The sequence below is a fragment of the Micromonospora sp. NPDC001898 genome (assembly GCF_042891255.1).
Taxonomy (GTDB): Bacteria; Actinomycetota; Actinomycetes; order Mycobacteriales; family Micromonosporaceae; genus Micromonospora.
The window spans coordinates 706,242-723,044 of the sequence record NZ_JBIATC010000001.1 but is presented as its reverse complement, the minus strand read 5'-3'; the positions used below and the strand labels follow the sequence as shown (position 1 = coordinate 723,044).

14 protein-coding genes and 2 tRNA genes are annotated in these 16,803 nt (G+C 73.0%); 7 read left to right on the top strand and 9 right to left on the bottom strand.

Annotation, left to right across the window (positions count from 1 at the left end):
• Positions 1–88: 88 nt before the first annotated feature.
• Positions 89–544 carry an ATP-binding protein gene (locus tag ACFYZF_RS03500; RefSeq protein ID WP_387015469.1) on the top strand — a complete coding sequence of 152 codons (456 nt, stop codon included), beginning with the start codon at positions 89–91 and terminating at the stop codon, positions 542–544.
• A 72-nt stretch (positions 545–616) separates the two neighbouring features.
• Here ACFYZF_RS03500 and ACFYZF_RS03495 read toward each other — a convergent pair whose 3' ends face one another.
• Complete coding sequence (locus ACFYZF_RS03495; RefSeq protein ID WP_387015466.1) at positions 617–1,555, bottom strand: ribose-phosphate diphosphokinase; 939 nt, start codon at positions 1,553–1,555, stop codon at positions 617–619.
• A gap of 63 nt (positions 1,556–1,618) precedes the next feature.
• Here ACFYZF_RS03495 and glpK point away from each other — a divergent pair, with 63 nt between their 5' ends.
• On the top strand, positions 1,619–3,103 hold the full coding sequence (gene glpK / locus ACFYZF_RS03490; RefSeq protein WP_387015464.1) for a glycerol kinase GlpK: 1,485 nt from the start codon (positions 1,619–1,621) through the stop codon (positions 3,101–3,103).
• A 37-nt stretch (positions 3,104–3,140) separates the two neighbouring features.
• Here the strand turns inward: glpK and ACFYZF_RS03485 are convergent, their stop codons facing one another.
• Positions 3,141–3,974 (bottom strand): phosphoribosylaminoimidazolesuccinocarboxamide synthase, encoded by an 834-nt coding sequence (locus tag ACFYZF_RS03485; protein ID WP_387015461.1) that lies wholly within the window; start codon positions 3,972–3,974, stop codon positions 3,141–3,143.
• A 126-nt stretch (positions 3,975–4,100) separates the two neighbouring features.
• On the opposite strand from ACFYZF_RS03485, the gene ACFYZF_RS03480 reads away from it, so the two are divergent.
• The gene (locus tag ACFYZF_RS03480) at positions 4,101–5,429 is read left to right on the top strand and encodes an ABC transporter substrate-binding protein (protein ID WP_387015459.1); all 1,329 of its coding nucleotides are present in this window, start codon (positions 4,101–4,103) and stop codon (positions 5,427–5,429) included.
• A 71-nt stretch (positions 5,430–5,500) separates the two neighbouring features.
• On the opposite strand, the gene ACFYZF_RS03475 is transcribed toward ACFYZF_RS03480, so the two are convergent.
• The 5 genes from ACFYZF_RS03475 to ACFYZF_RS03455 form a co-directional block, all read right to left on the bottom strand.
• Positions 5,501–5,746, bottom strand: coding sequence for a hypothetical protein (locus ACFYZF_RS03475; RefSeq protein WP_387015456.1), 246 nt, complete (start codon positions 5,744–5,746; stop codon positions 5,501–5,503).
• Positions 5,747–5,968: 222 nt separating this feature from the next.
• Positions 5,969–6,042: transfer RNA gene (locus ACFYZF_RS03470), tRNA-Met, on the bottom strand.
• A 254-nt stretch (positions 6,043–6,296) separates the two neighbouring features.
• Positions 6,297–6,370 (bottom strand) — tRNA-Met (locus tag ACFYZF_RS03465).
• 71 nt (positions 6,371–6,441) lie between these two features.
• Positions 6,442–9,435: a UPF0182 family protein gene (locus ACFYZF_RS03460; protein ID WP_387015454.1), complete on the bottom strand. Its 2,994-nt coding sequence runs from the start codon at positions 9,433–9,435 to the stop codon at positions 6,442–6,444.
• A gap of 105 nt (positions 9,436–9,540) precedes the next feature.
• Complete coding sequence (locus tag ACFYZF_RS03455) at positions 9,541–10,554, bottom strand: PDZ domain-containing protein (protein ID WP_387015451.1); 1,014 nt, start codon at positions 10,552–10,554, stop codon at positions 9,541–9,543.
• Positions 10,555–10,736: 182 nt separating this feature from the next.
• Between ACFYZF_RS03455 and ACFYZF_RS03450 the strand changes: the two genes are divergently transcribed.
• Positions 10,737–11,969, top strand: a complete 1,233-nt coding sequence (locus tag ACFYZF_RS03450) for a zinc-dependent metalloprotease (protein WP_387015448.1) — start codon at positions 10,737–10,739, stop codon at positions 11,967–11,969.
• 60 nt (positions 11,970–12,029) lie between these two features.
• Here the strand turns inward: ACFYZF_RS03450 and ACFYZF_RS03445 are convergent, their stop codons facing one another.
• Together ACFYZF_RS03445 and ACFYZF_RS03440 are read right to left on the bottom strand one after the other, a co-directional pair.
• Positions 12,030–12,629, bottom strand: coding sequence for a hypothetical protein (locus ACFYZF_RS03445; RefSeq protein WP_387015445.1), 600 nt, complete (start codon positions 12,627–12,629; stop codon positions 12,030–12,032).
• A gap of 67 nt (positions 12,630–12,696) precedes the next feature.
• Entirely contained in the window at positions 12,697–13,227 is a 531-nt protein-coding gene (locus ACFYZF_RS03440; RefSeq protein ID WP_387015442.1) for a M48 family metallopeptidase, read from the bottom strand.
• A gap of 515 nt (positions 13,228–13,742) precedes the next feature.
• On the opposite strand from ACFYZF_RS03440, the gene ACFYZF_RS03435 reads away from it, so the two are divergent.
• From ACFYZF_RS03435 to ACFYZF_RS03425, 3 genes are all read left to right on the top strand, one after another.
• Positions 13,743–13,910: a DUF5679 domain-containing protein gene (locus tag ACFYZF_RS03435; RefSeq protein ID WP_198347997.1), complete on the top strand. Its 168-nt coding sequence runs from the start codon at positions 13,743–13,745 to the stop codon at positions 13,908–13,910.
• Positions 13,911–14,115: 205 nt separating this feature from the next.
• On the top strand, positions 14,116–15,168 hold the full coding sequence (locus tag ACFYZF_RS03430) for a hypothetical protein (protein ID WP_387015439.1): 1,053 nt from the start codon (positions 14,116–14,118) through the stop codon (positions 15,166–15,168).
• 123 nt (positions 15,169–15,291) lie between these two features.
• Positions 15,292–16,623: an ABC1 kinase family protein gene (locus tag ACFYZF_RS03425; protein ID WP_387015436.1), complete on the top strand. Its 1,332-nt coding sequence runs from the start codon at positions 15,292–15,294 to the stop codon at positions 16,621–16,623.
• Positions 16,624–16,803: the final 180 nt, after the last annotated feature.

Below are 16,803 nucleotides of genomic sequence, written 5' to 3'. Positions count from 1 at the left end.
CCGCAGGGTGGCGGATGCGCGACCACCAATCCTGGCGTACGGTGGAAAAGCCGCAAATCAGCTCCGCGACCCACCCCCGGACGGGGCCATGACGAACGTAGAACTGCCCGCACCGCGTACGGTTGTGCCCATCGACACTTCCCCCCTGATCGCCGAGGCCTTCGAGCAGGCACAGGTGACCGAGCTGCGTCACTCGGTCACCTCCTGCGCGCACGCGGCCGGCCTGGACGGGCAGCGCCTCGACGACTTCGTGCTGGCGGTCAACGAGCTGATCACCAACGCGGTACGCCACGGCGGCGGGCAGGGCTGGCTGCGGATGTGGCGCCATCCGGGGCGGCTGGTCTGCGAGGTCGCCGACCACGGGCGGGGAATCAGCGTCCGACGGCTCGACGACCGCGACCGCCCCGCGCCCGACACCGCCGGTGGCTGGGGCCTCTGGCTGGCCCGCGAGCTGAGCGACGCCATGGAGGTCGAGACCGGCACGGCCGGCACCACGGTCCGGATCAGCGCCACCCTCGACGCCCTCCGTCGCGCCGGGGGCTGACCCCACGCCGGCACGCCGCCTGGCCGGGCGGACGCCGGGGCCCCCTCGGGACGGCCCGGACGCCGCGCCGGCTCAGCCGAAGAGGGCGCTGACCGACTCCCCGTTGTGAATCCGACGCATCGCCTCGGCCAGCGCCGGCGCGACCGAGAGCACCACCAGCTTGGGCACCCGCTTCTCCGCCGGGATCGGCACCGTGTTCGTGCAGACGATCTCCAGCACCCCGTCCTGCCCGCTGAGCCGGTCCAGCGCGCCGCTGGAGAAGAGGCCGTGGGTGCAGGCCAGCCGGATCGAGCGGACCTTCAGCTCGCGCAGGTGGGCCATCAGCTCGATCACCGTGCTGCCCTTGGCGATCTCGTCGTCGAGCACGATCACGTCCCGGTCCGCCACCTCACCGATCACGGTGCTGATCTTGACCAGGTCGTCGCTGAACCGCTGCTTCGCGCCGGCCGCGACCGGGGTGCCGAGTATCCGGGCGAAGGCGGCGGCCTCCTTGGCATTGCCCAGGTCGGGCGAGACCACCACGGTGTTGCTCAGGTCGTACCGCTGGAAGTGGCCCGCCAGCTCGCGCAGCGCGTGCAGGTGGTCCACCGGGACGCTGAAGAACCCGTGCACCTGCGGCGAGTGCAGGGTCATCGCCAGCACCCGGTCCGCGCCGGCCGAGGTGAGCAGGTCCGCGACCAGCCGGCCGCCGATCGAGATGCGCGGCGCGTCCTTCTTGTCCGACCGGGCGTACGCATAGTGCGGCAGCACCACCGTGATCCGGCCGGCCGACGCGCCCCGGGCCGCGTCGATCATGAGCAGCAGCTCGACCAGGTGTTCCTGGGTGGGCGGCACCAGAGGCTGGATCAGGAATACGTCCCGCTCCCGGCAGTTCGCCTGCAACTGCACCTCCAGGCAGTCGTTGGCGAACCGGGACACCCGGACGGGGTGCAGCGGCACCCCGAGATGGGCACAGATCTCGGCGGCGAGGTCGGGATGGGCGGTTCCACTGAAAACGGCGATGTCGCGCACGTTGATTGATCGTACGGCCGGTGGTGGCCGACGAACGCGCGGCCAGCCGGGTACGGTGCTGCCGTGACCGGAGAGTACGTCGCCGCCATCGACCAGGGCACCACCTCCTCGCGGTGCATCGTGTTCGACCGGGCCGGGGAGATCGTCGCCGTGGCCCAGCGCGAGCACCGGCAGATCTTCCCCCGGCCCGGTTGGGTCGAGCACGACGCCGAGGAGATCTGGGACAACGTCCAACTCGTGGTGCGGGAGGCGCTGGACGCCGCCGGCACCGGCCCGGAGGGGCTGGCGGCGATCGGCATCACCAACCAGCGGGAGACCACCGTGGTCTGGGACCGGGCCACCGGCCGCCCGGTCGCGCACGCCGTGGTCTGGCAGGACACCCGCACCGGGCCGCAGCTGCGCGCGCTGGCCGACGCGTACGGCGAGGAGCGGCTGCGCGCCCGCACCGGGCTCACCCTGGCCACCTACTTCGCCGGCCCGAAGCTGCGCTGGCTGCTCGACCACGTCGACGGGCTGCGCGAGCGCGCCGAGCGGGGCGAGGTGCTGTTCGGCACCATGGACAGCTGGCTGATCTGGAAGCTGACCGGCCGGCACGTCACCGACGTGACCAATGCGAGCCGGACCATGCTGATGGACCTGGAGACCCTCGACTGGGACGCGGAGCTGCTCGACGCGCTGGGCGTGCCGGCGGCGATGCTGCCGGAGATCCGCTCCTCGGCCGAGGTGTACGGCACCGCCGACGGGCTGCTCGCCGGGGTGCCGGTGGCCAGCGCCCTCGGCGACCAGCAGGCCGCCCTGTTCGGGCAGACCTGCTTCCAGCCGGGCGAGGCGAAGTGCACCTACGGCACCGGCAGCTTCCTGCTGCTGAACACCGGGGCCAGCCCGGTCACCTCGACGCACGGCCTGCTGACCACGGTGGCGTACCGGATCGACGGCCAGCCGGCCGCGTACGCCCTGGAGGGGGCGATCGCGGTCACCGGCTCGCTGGTGCAGTGGCTGCGGGACAACCTCGGGCTGATCGCCACCGCCGCCGAGGTGGAGGACCTGGCCCGCACGGTCGACGACAACGGCGGCTGCTACGTGGTGCCGGCGTTCTCCGGGCTGTTCGCCCCGCACTGGCGCAGCGACGCGCGCGGGGTGATCGCCGGGCTGACCGGCTACATCACCAAGGGGCACCTGGCCCGGGCGGTGCTGGAGGCGTCCGGCTGGCAGACCCGCGAGGTGGTCGACGCGATGAACGCCGACTCGGACGTGGCGCTGCGCCGGCTGCGGGTGGACGGCGGCATGACCGCGAACGGCCTGCTGATGCAGTTCCTCGCCGACGTGCTGGACGTGCCGGTGGTCCGCTCCCGGATCACCGAGACCACCTGCCTCGGCGCCGCGTACGCGGCCGGGCTCGCCGTCGGCTTCTGGCCGGACCTGGCCACCCTGCGCGCCCAGTGGCGCTCCGACGCCCAGTGGACCTCCGCCATGGACGCGGAGCACCGCGAGCGGGAGCTGCGCCAGTGGCGCAAGGCGGTCCAGCGCACCCTCGACTGGGAAGACTGATCGAGCAGGAGCGGCGGAACGCGGTCACGGGTCGCGGTCAGGACCAGGTGTTGCCGGTGAGCTTCTCGTAGACCTCGACGTAGCGGGCCCGGGTCGCCTCGATCACCTCGGCGGGCACCTCGGGGGCCGGCGGCTGCTTGTCCCAGCCGCCGCCGGTCGCCCAGTCCCGGACGTACTGCTTGTCGTAGGAGAACTGCGCCCGGCCCGGCTGGTACGACTCGGCCGGCCAGAACCGGGACGAGTCGGAGGTGAGTACCTCGTCGCCGAGGACCAGCGTGCCGTCCGCCGCCCAGCCCAGCTCGATCTTGGTGTCGGCGACCAGGATGCCCCGCTCGGCGGCGAGCTCGGCGCCACGGCAGTAGACGTCGATGGTGATCTGCCGCAGCCGCCCGGCGGTCTCCGCGCCGACCTTGTCCGTCACCTGCTGGTAGGTGATCGGCTCGTCGTGCTCACCCTTGGGCGCCTTCGTCGACGGGGTGAAGATCGGCTCGGGCAGGATCGACGCCTCGACCAGCCCGCGGGGCAGCTCGACGCCGGAGACCGCGCCGGTGCGCTCGTACTCGGTCAGGCCGCCGCCGGTGAGGTACCCCCGGGCGACGCACTCGACCGGGACCATCTCCAACCGCCGGCAGCGGATCGCCCGGCCGGCGAACTCCGCCGGCACGTCGGTGGCGGAGACGACGTGGTTCGGCACCAGGTCGGCGAGCTGCTCGAACCACCACAGCGACAACGCGGTCAGCAACCGGCCCTTGTCCGGTACGGGGGTCGGCAGCACCACGTCGTAGATCGAGATCCGGTCCGAGGCGACGAGGATCAGGTCGTCGCCGTCGGCGTAGACGTCCCGGACCTTGCCCGAGTGCAGAAGTTCCACGCGGCCTAGTACACCACGGCCCCTCCGGGTCGCCTCGGCCCGATCCCGGCCGGTCGGCCGTTGACACCCGCCCGCGCCGGCTGTGTAAATGGTCCGACCGCCCGCCGGACGACCAGGAGAGTCCCCGTGCCCACCGCCCGTCCCCCGCTCCCCCACGCCGGCGCCGACCCGGGCCGCCGGCGACTGCTGGGGGCGCTGTTCGGGGCGCCGCTCGCGGCGACCGGCCTGACCGGGTGCGACGACGCGGAGGAGACGCCCATCGACGACGGGCTGATCGAGCTCTCCGTCTTCTGGTACGGCAGCACGAAGCGGGCCGAGCTGACCGAGAAGGCGCTGCGGCTCTACTCCGCGCGCAACCCCCGGGTCAGCTTCCGGGTCACCTGGCAGGGCCTCGACGGCTACTACGACCGGCTGGCCACCCAGGCTGCCGGCGGGAACGTGCCCGACCTGATCCAGGTCGACGACACCGTCCTCACCGAGTACGCCCGGCGGGGCATCCTGCTCGACCTCGGCGGGTACGTCGCCGACAACCGGCTCGACCTGCGCGGGCTCTCCCCGGGCCTGGTCCGCTACGGCGAGGTCGACGGCCGCACCGTGGGCGTGGCGGCGGCCCAGACCACCGCCGCCGTGGTCTACAACCGTGCCCTGCTGCGCCGGCTGAAGGTCCCGGAGCCCCGCACCGGGATGTCCTGGCAGGAGTACGTCGACTGGGCCGCGCGGGTCACCCGGGCCGCCGACGGCCGGGTGGCCGGCACGATGGACCCGTCCGGGGACCACCGGGCGCTCTGGCTCTGGCTGCGGTCCCGGGGTGGCGAGCTGTACCAGGGCCGGCAGCTCGGCTTCACCGCCGCCGACCTGGTCGACTGGTTCGAGCTGTGGCAGACCGCCCGGACCCGTCGGGCCACCCCGAGCGCGGCCCTGGTGGACCAGGCCGACAGCGGCGAGCCGAACCGCCAGTTGGTGGTGACCGGGCACACGGCCGCCTCGTTCGCGTGGGCCCACCAGCTCCCCGAGCTTCAGCGCTACACCGACGACGAGCTGGCACTGGCCGCGTTCCCCGGCCCGCCGGGCGCGCAGTGGGCGCGGGCATCGATGTACTGGGCGGCGTTCCGGGGCACCCGGCGACCCGACCTGGTGACGGAAGTGATCAACTTCCTCACCACGAACATGGAGGCGGGCGTGGCCCTGGGCCAGGAGCGGGGGGTCAACCCGAACCTCGCCAACCGCCGGTACGTCAAGGAGAGCGTCACCGACGCCGGACAGCAGCGGGCCGCCGCCCTCGCCGAGGCCCTCGCCGACGCCCTCGGTCCCGCGCCCAGCCCGCCCCCGAAGGGGCACGCCCGGGTGCGGGCCCTGCTCGTCGCCACGGCTGAAGGGGTCCTCTCCGGCCAGTCCGGCATCCGCACGGCAACGTCCCGGTTCATCGCCCAGGCCAACGCCGCGCTGGCCGAGTGACCCGGCCCGTCGCGCCGAGCGCGACGGGTCGACCCCACCGGGTCAGCGCGAACCGGGTCAGCGCCAACCGGTCAGCGCGGCGGCCGGTTGCGCCGGTTGCGCATCAGCATCAGCACCAGCAGGACGATTCCGCCGACGACGACGAGGCAGCAGAGCAGCCCCAGGAAGCCGCCGCCGCCCCGGCGTCGCTTGGCGGCCTCGACCACCAGCTCGCCGGGACCGGTGGACGCCCAGGCCGCGACCGGGACGAAGAGCGACAACACGACCGCACCGAGGACCGTGCTCAGCCGGCCCCACCACTTGTTCCATGAAGACATGCCCCCCATCCTCGCCCAGCGGCGCAACAGCGGCACCCGGACGGACCGGATTCACCGGCATCCTCGGACGGATTGCCTCAGGACGAGGGAGACGGTCGCGAACAGGAACCGGAACCCGGGCGGGACCAGGAACGCCAACCCGGACAGCGACGCCGGAAGTCGGCCGGCGGGGAATGGGAAAAGCAGAAGGGCCCGGAGTTTCCTCCGGGCCCTTCTGGCTCGTAGCGGGGACAGGATTTGAACCTGCGACCTCTGGGTTATGAGCCCAGCGAGCTACCGAGCTGCTCCACCCCGCGTCGGCTTCTAAAGCTTAGCGCATCCCCTCGGCGGAGATCAGCCGGCCCCCCGGGCCGGGCGGATGACCGGCCCGGGGGGGCTTCGCGTCGCGTCTCCGGGCGGCAGCTGCCCTCCGTATCCGGCACGGCGCCGGGCATCGCACGCCACCGTGCCGGGCAGCGCAGGCGGCGGAGCCCGGAGTCGAACGCCGAGGACCGAGCGCTTTCGGCAACGCGAAAGGCCCCGGAGTAATCTCCGGGGCCTTTCCGACAAGTAGCGGGGACAGGATTTGAACCTGCGACCTCTGGGTTATGAGCCCAGCGAGCTACCGAGCTGCTCCACCCCGCGTCGACTGGTTAACCCTAGCGCACCGCCCGGGCGGACCGCAAAACGGCCCCACCCGGGCGGCGGTGCGCAGGTCAGCCGCCCGCCGAGGGCGACGGGGCGGGACTGCCGCTCGACGGGGCGGGACTGCCGCTCGGCGTGGCGCCCGGCGTCGGCGAGGCCGGCGTGGCCGCCTGCTGCGCCCGCTGGAACGCCGTCATCGCGTCGTCCAGGGCCTTGAGCGCCCGGCCGTACCGCTCGAAGTCACCGGACGTCTGCGCGGCCTTGACCTCGGCGATGGCCGTCTGCACCTTGCCCGCGGCCTCGGCCAGCTCGCCCGTCAGCGGCGGCGCGTTGGTCCCGCCGCTGGGCGGCGGCGTGCCGCCGGACGGCGGGGTGGCACCCTGGGCGGCCTCCTTGCCCTGCTCGACGAGCTGCTTGATGCCGTCGGTGATGTTGTTGGCCAGCACCACGTACGAACCGCCGTCGCCGTACGACAGCAGCACCTTCTGCAGCAGCGGGTACGCGTCCTGCTGGTTGCTCTTCACGTACACCGGCTCGACGTAGAGCATCCCGTTGCCGAACGGCAGCGAGAGCAGGTTGCCGTACTGCACCTGGGCCTGGTTCGAGGAGAGCAGGTTGAGCTGCTGCCGGATGTTGGCGTTGTTGGTCATCTGCTGGTGCACCTGCACCGGGCCGGAGATCCGGGTCTGGTCCGGCAGCTCCAGCACCTCCAGCTGCGGCTTACCGTCCACGTACGAGCCGGAGATCAGCGCGGCGAGGTTCTGCCGGCCGTTCGGGGTGACCGCCGAGGTGAGCTGGAAGCGCGGCGCGTCCTGGCCGGGGAACTGGGTCCACAGGTAGAACGGCGGCTGCTTCTGCCCGCCGTCCGGGTTGTCCGGCACGTTCGGCACCTGCCAGAAGTCCTGCGCCGAGTAGAAGTCGCCCGGGGCGGTGACGTGGAACTTGGTCAGCAGGTTGCGCTGCACCTTGAACAGGTCGGCCGGGTAGCGGAGGTGCTCCCGCAGCTCGGCCGGGATCTTGTCGTTGGGCAGCACCAGGTCCCCACCGAACGCCTTGTTCCACGCCTTCAGCACCGGGTCCGTCTGGTCGAACTCGTACAGCCGGACCGTGCCGTCGTACGCGTCGACCGTGGCCTTGACCGAGTTGCGGATGTAGTTGACGTTCTCCCGGGCGAGCTGGAACGTGCCCCGTCCGGTCAGCTCGTCGGTCGTCTCGGCCTGGAGGTTCACCCGCTCGGCGTACGGGTAGGTCGCGGCCGTCGTGTAGCCGTCGACGATCCACTGCACCCGGCCACCGACCACCGCCGGGTACGGGTCGCCGTCGACGGTGAGGAACGGCGCGACCTTCTCCACCCGGTCCCGGGGGTTGCGCACGTAGAGCAGCTTCGAGTTGTCGTTGACCGCCTCCGAGAGCAGGAAGTTCGACTCCTGCTGCTTGATCGCGTACAGCAGCCGGCGGGTGAACGAGCCGATCTCGACGCCACCCTCACCGGTGTAGGTGTAGTACTGCTCGCCGCCGGTCTGGGTCGGCCGGTCGAACTCCGCGTTCCGCTCCGGGTTCGCCTGCCCGACGATCGCGTAGTCGTCCGGGCCCATCCGCTCGCCGTAGTAGATGCGCGGCTGGCTGGCCGGGATCTGCTCGACCTGCGAGGAGCATGCCTCCTGGGTCTTCTCGCCGAGGAAGCCCGAGACGAAGTACGGCTGACCGCCGCAGACCACCTGGTTGGCCGGTGCGGCGACCAGGCCGTAGCCGTGGGTGTAGACGGTGTGCCGGTTGATCCAGGTGTTCTGCTGGTCGGTCAGCTCGTTGTAGTTGACCTCCCGGACGCCGACCACGAAGTCGGAGGTCTTGCCGGACACGGCGTACCGGTCGATGTCCAGCTTGGGGCCGAAGTCGTAGAAGCCCCGGACCTGCTGGAGCTGGGTGTACGTCTCGGAGACGAGCTGCGGGTCGAGCAGCCGCACGTTCGGCACCACGGAGGTGTCGGTGGCCAGGCTCCCCGGTGGAACGAGGTTGCTCGCCGCGTACGGCGAGGTCTTCGTGTCGGCCAGCCCGAACGCCGACCGGGTGGCCCCGATGGCGCGTTCGATGTACGGGGCCTCCTTGTCCTTGGCGCTCGGCTTGACCTCGAAGGTCTGCACCGCCCAGGGGTAGATGCCGCCGATGGCGACCGCGGAGACGCCGAGCAGGGCCAGCGAGATGCCCGGCCAGACCAGGTTCCGCATCACCGCGTTGGAGAACACGATGATCGCGATGGCCACCACGACCGAGATGTAGGCGAGGATCTCCTTGGCCGGCAGCAGGGCGTTGATGTCGGCGTACCCGGCGCCGTAGAGCTTCGCCCCCTCGTTGTAGTCCAGCAGCATGGAGCGCCGGTCCAGCACGTACGCGACGGCCTTGAGCAGGACGAAGACCGCCACGAGCGTGCTCAGGTGGGCCCGCGCGGCGTTGGTCATCCGGTCCCCGACGCCCTGCAACCGCACGCCGCCGAAGATGTAGTGCACGGCCAGCGCGCCGAGCAGGGCGAGCACGACGGCGGTGAAGCCGATGCCGAGCAGGTAGCGCCAGAACGGCAACTGGAAGACGTAGAAGCCGATGTCGATGCCGAACTCGGGGTCCTTGACGCCGAAGTCACCACCGTTGCGGAACAGCAGCCACTGGTTCCACCGGCTCTGGGCCGAGAGCCCGGCGAAGAGCCCGACCACCACGGCGGCCAGGCTGATCCACAGGCCGAGCCGCGGGCCGAGCACCATCCGGTACCGCTCCAGGGTGGCCTGCTCCAGCGAGTGCGGGCGCAGCCGGGGCCGCAGCCGGTGGGCCAGCCACAGGTTGCCGCCGACGATCACCGCCATGGCGAGGCCGACGACGAGGAAGAGCAGCACCCGGGTGGTGAGCACCCCGGTGAACACCTGGGTGTAGCGGACCTCGTCGAACCACAGCCAGTCGGTCCAGGCCTGCACCCCCCAGCCCAGCAGGGTGAAGAGCACGAACACCCCGATCAGCACCCCGATCGTGACGCGTCCGCGCCGGCTCATCCTCGGCAGGGGGCTGCTACGCATGACCACTCTTGGCTCCGCACGCTCGATGTGATCGGCTCCGACCAGGCACCCAGCGTACGGGGTCTTCCTGAGAGCGGCGGCCCACGGTCACGCCGGGCAGGGGCGGTTCGGTCAGCAGCGGGTCGGCTCGCCGCCCTCGCGCAGCGCCGCCAGGGCCGTCAGCGCGTCGTCGATCGTGCCCACCTTGAGCAACGGAAGGCCGGGCTGCGGGTTGCGGACCGCCTCGGCGCAGTTGGCCTCCGGCACCAGGAACACCTTGGCCCCGGCCCGCTTCGCGCCGACCAGCTTCTGGGCGATTCCGCCGATCGGGCCGACCCGCCCCTCGTCGTCGATCGTGCCGGTGCCGGCGATGATCTTCCCGCCGGTCAGGTCGGCCGGCTCCAGCTTGTCCACAATCCCCAGGGCGAACATCAGGCCGGCGCTCGGGCCGCCGATGTCGTTCAGGTCGATGGAGAGGGTGAACGGGTGCGGCTGCTGCTGGTCGATCTCGACCCCGATACGCGGCCGGCCGTCCTGCTCCCGGCTGGTGACCTGCGCCGTGGCGGCGGTGCCGTCGCGGGTGTAGCCGATGGTCAGCGCGGTGCCCGCCGGCTTGGCCCGGATCAGCTCGGTGAGCCGGCCGGCGCTGGTCACCGGCGTGCCGTCGACCGACGTGACGACGTCGCCGACCCGCAGCGCCCCGGCCGACGGGCCGCCCGCCGTCACGGTCTTCACCTGCACCCGGACCGGGTACCCCAGCTCCCGCAGGGCCGCCGTCTCGGCGCTGGTCTGGGAGTTGCGGAAGTCCTTCTCGTTGCGCTGCTCCACCTCCTGCCGGCTCTCCCCCGGCGGGTAGACCAGCTCGCGCGGCACCACGGCCTCGTCCTTGGAGAACCAGCCGGACAGCGCCGAGCGCAGCCGGACGGTGGGCTGCACGCCGACCGTGGTCAGCCGGAGTTGACCGGCGGAGGTGGACGTCGCCCGCCCGGACACCTGGATGACCTCCTTGCCGTCCGCGGTGCCCAGCGTGTTCACCGTCGGCCCGGGGCCGAGCACCACGTACGGGATGGGCGCGTTGAGCACACCGAAGCTCAGCAGGGTGGTCAGCAGGGCACCCAGGAGGACGGTCACGCCGCGACGTCTCATGGCGCAGAGCGTACCGACCGGTCCGGCGAGGCCCCGGACGGTGACGACGACTTCGCCCTCAGCGCAACGCCGGTGGCGGCTACCTGGGGCGCAGCCCGCGTACCGTAGACGTCGTGCCTGATATTCCGTTCGGTTTCGCGCTCCCGGGTGGGCAACCACCAGATCCAAACGATCCCGCGCAGATGCAGCAGTTCATGTCGCAGCTGCAGCACCTGCTCTCCGCGCCGGGCAGCGGGCCGGTCAACTGGGACCTGGCCCGGCAGGTGGCGGCCAGCCAGCTCGCCGCAGCGGGCGACCCGGCGGTCTCGCCGCACGAGCGGCACTCGGTCGAGGAGGCGCTGCGCCTCGCCGACCTCTGGCTCGAGCCGGTCACCGCCTGGCCGACGGGCATCCGCACCTCGCTGGCGTGGAACCGCAACGAGTGGATCTACAAGACTCTGGACGTCTGGCGCAAGCTCTGCGACCCGGTGGCCAGCCGGATGGTCGGCGCGATGGGCGACCTGGTGCCGCCGGAGGCGCGGGCCCAGCTCGGCCCGATGCAGTCGATGATGGCCACCCTCGGCGGCGCGCTGTTCGGCGGGCAGCTCGGGCAGGCCCTCGGCTCGCTCGCCGCGGAGGTGCTCTCCGCCGGCGACATCGGGCTCCCGCTCGGCCCGGCCGGCACCGCGGCGCTGATCCCGGCCAACATCCGGGCGTACGGACAGGGCCTGGAGCTGCCCGAGGACGAGGTACGCCTCTATGTCGCCCTGCGCGAGGCGGCCCACCAGCGGCTCTTCGAGCACGTGCCGTGGCTGCGCGGGCACGTGTTCAACGCCGTCGAGACGTACGCGTCGGGCATCCGGGTCAACCGGGAGGCGATCGAGGAGGCCATGGGGCGGGTCGACCCGACCGACCCGGAGTCCATGCAGGCGATCGCCCTGGAGGGCATCTTCACCCCGGAGGACACTCCGGCGCAGAAGGCGTCGCTGGCTCGGCTGGAGACCGCGCTCGCGCTGGTGGAGGGCTGGGTCTGCCACGTGGTCGACAACGCCGCCGGCGAGCGGCTGCCCAACGTCGTCCGCCTCGGCGAGGCGTTCCGGCGGCGGCGGGCGGCCGGCGGGCCGGCCGAGCAGACGTTCGCGGCGCTGGTCGGGCTGGAACTGCGCCCGCGCCGGCTTCGCGAGGCGGCGGCCCTGTGGGCGGCGCTGACCGAGCACCGGGGCATCTCCGGCCGGGACGCCGTCTGGGGCCACCCGGACCTGCTCCCCTCCGACGACGACTTCGCCGACCCGGCGGCGTTCGCCACGGCCCGGCTCGACCTCGACGACGAGCTGGCCAACTTCGACTTCAGCGCGCCGGGCGGCCCGGAGGAGCAGGCCCCGGGCTCCCCCCGTCCGCGCCCCGAGGGCACCGGGGACGACGCCGAGGAGTCCTGACCCCGTCTTCCCGAGCACACCCGAGGGCCGCCGGCGCACCGCGTCGGCGGCCCTCGGGTGTCAGCGGCGACCGGAGAGCAGTGCGCGGGTCGTCTCCCAGCCCTCGACGGCGGGGTCGAGGGTGGCCAGGTCGGCTGGGCCGCGCAGCCGCCGCCAGGCGGCGGTGACGGCCACGTCCCCTGGTTGCGGGGCGGCCCGCCGCACGTCCGCGGAGAGCGCGGTGTCCAGGTCGACCTCCGGCAGCCATCCCGGCACGGGCAGCCGGGACGCGACGCCGAGCAGGCCGGGGCCGGCCCCCTCGGCGGGGGCCACCGCCACCGACCGGGTGGTCAGCGGGCGGATCAGCTTGCCGACGGTCAGGCCGGGCAGGTCCGGGGCGTCGGCGGCGACGACGGCCGCCTGGTCGTAACCGGTCAGCGCGGCCAGGACGGCGGTGACGGTGGCCTCGGGCACCTCGTACACGGCCATCCCCGGCCAGACGACGGCTTCGGCCAGGGACCTGTCCTGCGGGGTGGCCGCGACCGCCGTCTCCACCTCCTGGAGCGTGGCGAGCAGGTCCACCACGTCCTCAGCGAGCGCGGCCCGCCAAGCCACCGGGTCGATCCCCGGTGGCGCCCACGCCACCGGTCCGAGCAACGCCACCACCACACGTCGGGCCACGCCCCGACCCTAGGCCGTCGGCCACACCACCGCGCGCCCGGTGCCGGGCCGTGGCTCACCGACTCGGTCAGTCGGTCAGCGGGCCGCCGGACGCGGCGGCGACGCCCTCCAGGTACCCACGGGCCCGCTCGGCCTTGGGACAGCGCCCGACCAGCGCCCAGAACCGGGCGTTGTGGCTGGGCACGATGAGGTGGGCCAGCTCGTGCAGCAGGACGTAGTCGATCACCCAGTCGGGCATGTCCTGGATCCGGTGCGAGAGGCGGATGGTCCGGTCGGCCGGGGTGCAGGAGCCCCAGCGGCCGTTCTGGTTGGTCACCCAGCGGACGCTCGACGGCACCGCCCGGTCGCCGTACTCGGCGAGGTAGAGGCTGCACAACCGGGTGGCGCGGCCGAAGAGCTCGTCGTCGGAGCGGGCGAGGCGCCCTTCCCGGGCCTCCAGCCGGGCCAGCATCCGGTCGACCCACTCGGTCTCCTCGGCCCGGGAGAACTGGTCGGGGATGAGCACCACGACCCGTTCGCCGTCGCGGTAGGCGGACACTGTGCGTCGCCGGCGCTGGCTGCGCCGTACTTCGACGACCGGCTTCCGCACCCCTGCCATCAGTGGGCCGCGCAGCCTCGTTTTGCTGTCACGAAGGAAAGCTAATGGGTACTAACCAGGGGTCCGCAAGAGTCAACACCACGACACGCGCCTGGAAAGTCCTGGTTGGTGGTCAGAAGTCCCGAAAAAAAACCTTGCAGACTGTCACGAAGACGCTCCGTCACGGTCGAGAGGACCGTGTCGGGGCGACCCGAGGGCTCGGTCCCCACCGTAGGTGATCACCGTCCGGACCGCCTCCCCAGGGCCACCTCGTGGGGCATCTGGGTGCTTTCACCCGGCGTGTCCCCGCCAAACTGACTTATCCGACCTAATTCGGCATGCACACTCTCGACGTCGACTTGCTCACAGTGTCGAAGCACAGCTGACATGGAACCGCCCGCACCTGGGTAGGGTCCGCGGACCAGCGGTCACGAGGGTGGCCGTGGAGAAAGACCCAGCGTCGGCGCCCCGCGTGGCCCGCCGCCGGGCAACCGCCGGAGCCAGATCGACCGGCGGACGAGACGAGGAGGGCACCCGTGGCCGACAAGGCCCAGACCTACAACGGTTACTGCGTCAAGTGCAAGGAGAAGCGGGACTTCGAGGGGCACGTCGAGGTCTCGAAGACCGGGATGAACATGGCCAAGGGCAAGTGTCCGGTATGCGGCACAACAGTGAACCGCATCCTGGGCAAGGCGAAGGTCTGACCCGTACGGGTCCGGTACGGGGGAGGGCGGCTGCGGCCGCCCTCCCCCGTAACGTTTCGGTGCTCGCCCGGGTGTCGGCTGGCCGACACGGTCACCGACAGGCTGTGGATAACCCGGCCTTTTCTGTGGATAACCCCGGGCAGGGCGGTGCGCACCTGTGGACAACGATCGACGGACAGCAGGGACGCGGTAACGATTCGTCGTCATGAGCCGTCCCGCGCTGCCCCGGCCCGTTCTGCTTCCCGGCCTGACCCGCCTGTGGCGGGACCGGCACACGCTCCAGCTCGGGCTGGGGTCGAGCCGCGCCGTCCTCGTCGAGGTGGCCAACCCCCGCGCCGTTCGGGTGCTCGACCTGCTCGACGGCTCCCGCAGCGAACGCCTCGTCCTGGCGCACGCCGCCGGCGTCGACGTGCGCCAGGACGAGGCGCGCGGGCTGCTCGACGCGCTGCGCGACGCCGGGCTGGTCGTACCAGCGCACACGCTGCTCCCCCGCGACCTCGCCGGCCCGGCGCGGCACCGCCTCGCCGCGGAGGCCGGGGCGCTGGCCCTGGCCGCGCCCGGCCTGCCCGGCACGCCGGCCCAGGTGCTGCGGCGACGCCGGGCCGCGCGGGTGCTGGTGACCGGCGGTGGCCGGCTCGGCGCTCCCGTCGCCGTCGCGCTCGCCCAGGCCGGGGTGGGACACGTCCACGCGGACCTCGCCGGGTCGGTGCGCCCGGCCGACCTGGTCGCCACCGGGCTGGCCGCCACCGACCTGGGGCACCCGCTCGCCCCGGCGGTACGCGCCGCGGTGGACCGGGCCGCCCCCGGCACCGCCACCCACCCGCTGCCCCGTAACCGGCCCGACCTCGTGCTCCAGCTCGGCATCGACCGGCCGGCGGCCCTGCTCTCGGCCGGGTTCGCCCAGCGTCGCCAGCCGCACCTGCTGCTCACCCTGCGCGAGGGGGTGCCGACGATCGGCCCGCTCGTCCGTCCGCCCGTCGGGCCCTGCCTGCGCTGCGTCGACCTGTACCGCACCGAGCGGGACCCGGGCTGGCCGGCGCTCGCGGCCCAGCTCGCCGCCGATGCCTCGGACCAGTCCTGCGGCACGGCCACCCTGCTCTCCGCAGTCGGGTACGCCGTCGCCGAGGCGCTGGCCCACCTCGACGGCGGCACGCCGGAGACCCTGGGCTGCGCCGTGGAGGTGACCAGCCCCGGCCGGCTGCGCCGGCGCACCTGGCCGCCCCACCCGTCCTGCCACTGTGCCGGGCGGGGCCGCTGACAGGCCGCGACGGCTCCCTCGGGGGTCGACGGGCAGGCACGGCGGCCGCAGATCCAGGGGGTCGCGCGACCCGGCCCGGCCACGGAGCAGCCGCGAGGCCGCCGAGTCGGTAACAATGGCCGGGTGACCGACATCCCGCGCCGGGCCGTGTCCCGGACCGCCAAGCTCGCCGCTCTGCCGCTCGGCTTCGCCGGCCGGACCGTCCTCGGCATGGGTAAGCGCGTCACCGGGCTGGCCTCCGACGTGATCTCCGCCGAGATCCAGCAACGCACGGCCGAGCAGTTGTTCAGCGTCCTCGGGCAGCTCAAGGGCGGGGCGATGAAGTTCGGCCAGGCGCTGTCGGTGTTCGAGGCGGCCCTGCCCGAGGAGGTCGCCGCCCCCTACCGGCAGGCCCTCACCAAGCTCCAGGAGGCGGCACCGCCGCTGCCCGCGGCCACCGTGCACAAGGTGCTCGCCGAGCAGCTCGGTCCGGCCTGGCGGGAGCACTTCGACAGGTTCGACGACACCCCGGCCGCCGCGGCCAGCATCGGGCAGGTGCACCGGGCCGTGTGGCGGGACCCGGACGGCGGGGCGTCCCGCGACGCGGCCGTCAAGATCCAGTACCCGGGGGCCGGCGACGCGCTGCTCACCGATCTCAAGCAGCTCTCCCGCCTCGGCGGGATGTTCCGGGCGATCCAGCCGGGGCTGGACGTCAAGCCGCTGCTGGTCGAGCTGCGCGAGCGGATCACCGAGGAACTGGACTACGAGCTGGAGGCCGAGTCGCAGCGCGCCTTCGCCGCCGCGTACGCGGACGACAGGGAGATCTTCATCCCGGCGGTGCTCGCGGCCACCCCTCGGGTTCTGGTCACCGAGTGGATCGAGGGTACCCCGCTGGCCGAGATCATCCGAGCTGGCACGGAGGAGCAGCGCGACGAGGCCGGCCGGCTGATGGCCATCCTGCACCTGTCCGCGCCGGCCCGGGCCGGCCTGCTGCACGCCGACCCGCACCCGGGCAACTTCCGGCTGCTGCCGGACGGCCGGCTCGGCGTGATCGACTTCGGGGCGGTGGCCCGGATGCCGGAGGGCACGCCCGAGCCGATCGGCCGGCTCGCCGGGCTGGCCCTGCGCGGCGAGGCCGCCGGGGTGGTCGAAGGGTTGCGCGAGGAGGGCTTCGTCAGCCCCACCGAGCCGATCGACGCCCAGGCCGTACTGGACTTCATCCGGCCCATGCTGACCCCGGTCGCGGAGGAGGAGTTCCGGTTCACCCGGGCCTGGCTGCGGGCCGAGGCGACCCGGCTGGCCAGCCCCCGCTCACCGGCGTACCAGCTCAGCCGGCAGCTCAACCTGCCCCCGTCGTACCTGCTGATCCACCGGGTGACGCTCGGCTCGATCGGGGTGCTCTGCCAACTCGAGGCCAAGGCGCCGTACCGGTCGATCCTGGAACGCTGGCTGCCGGGCTTCGCCCCGGTGGCCTGAACCGGCCGCTCGAACGAGCGGCCGGCACCGGCGGCGCGAACCACAGGCCGGAACCCGCGGGCCGACCGGCCGACGACGCGGGGGGGGGGGGGGGGGGGGGGGGGCCCCCCCCCCCCCCCCCCCCCCGGGGGGGGGCCCCCCCCCCCAGCGGGGTGGGCACGAGCGGCACCCAGTTCTCCG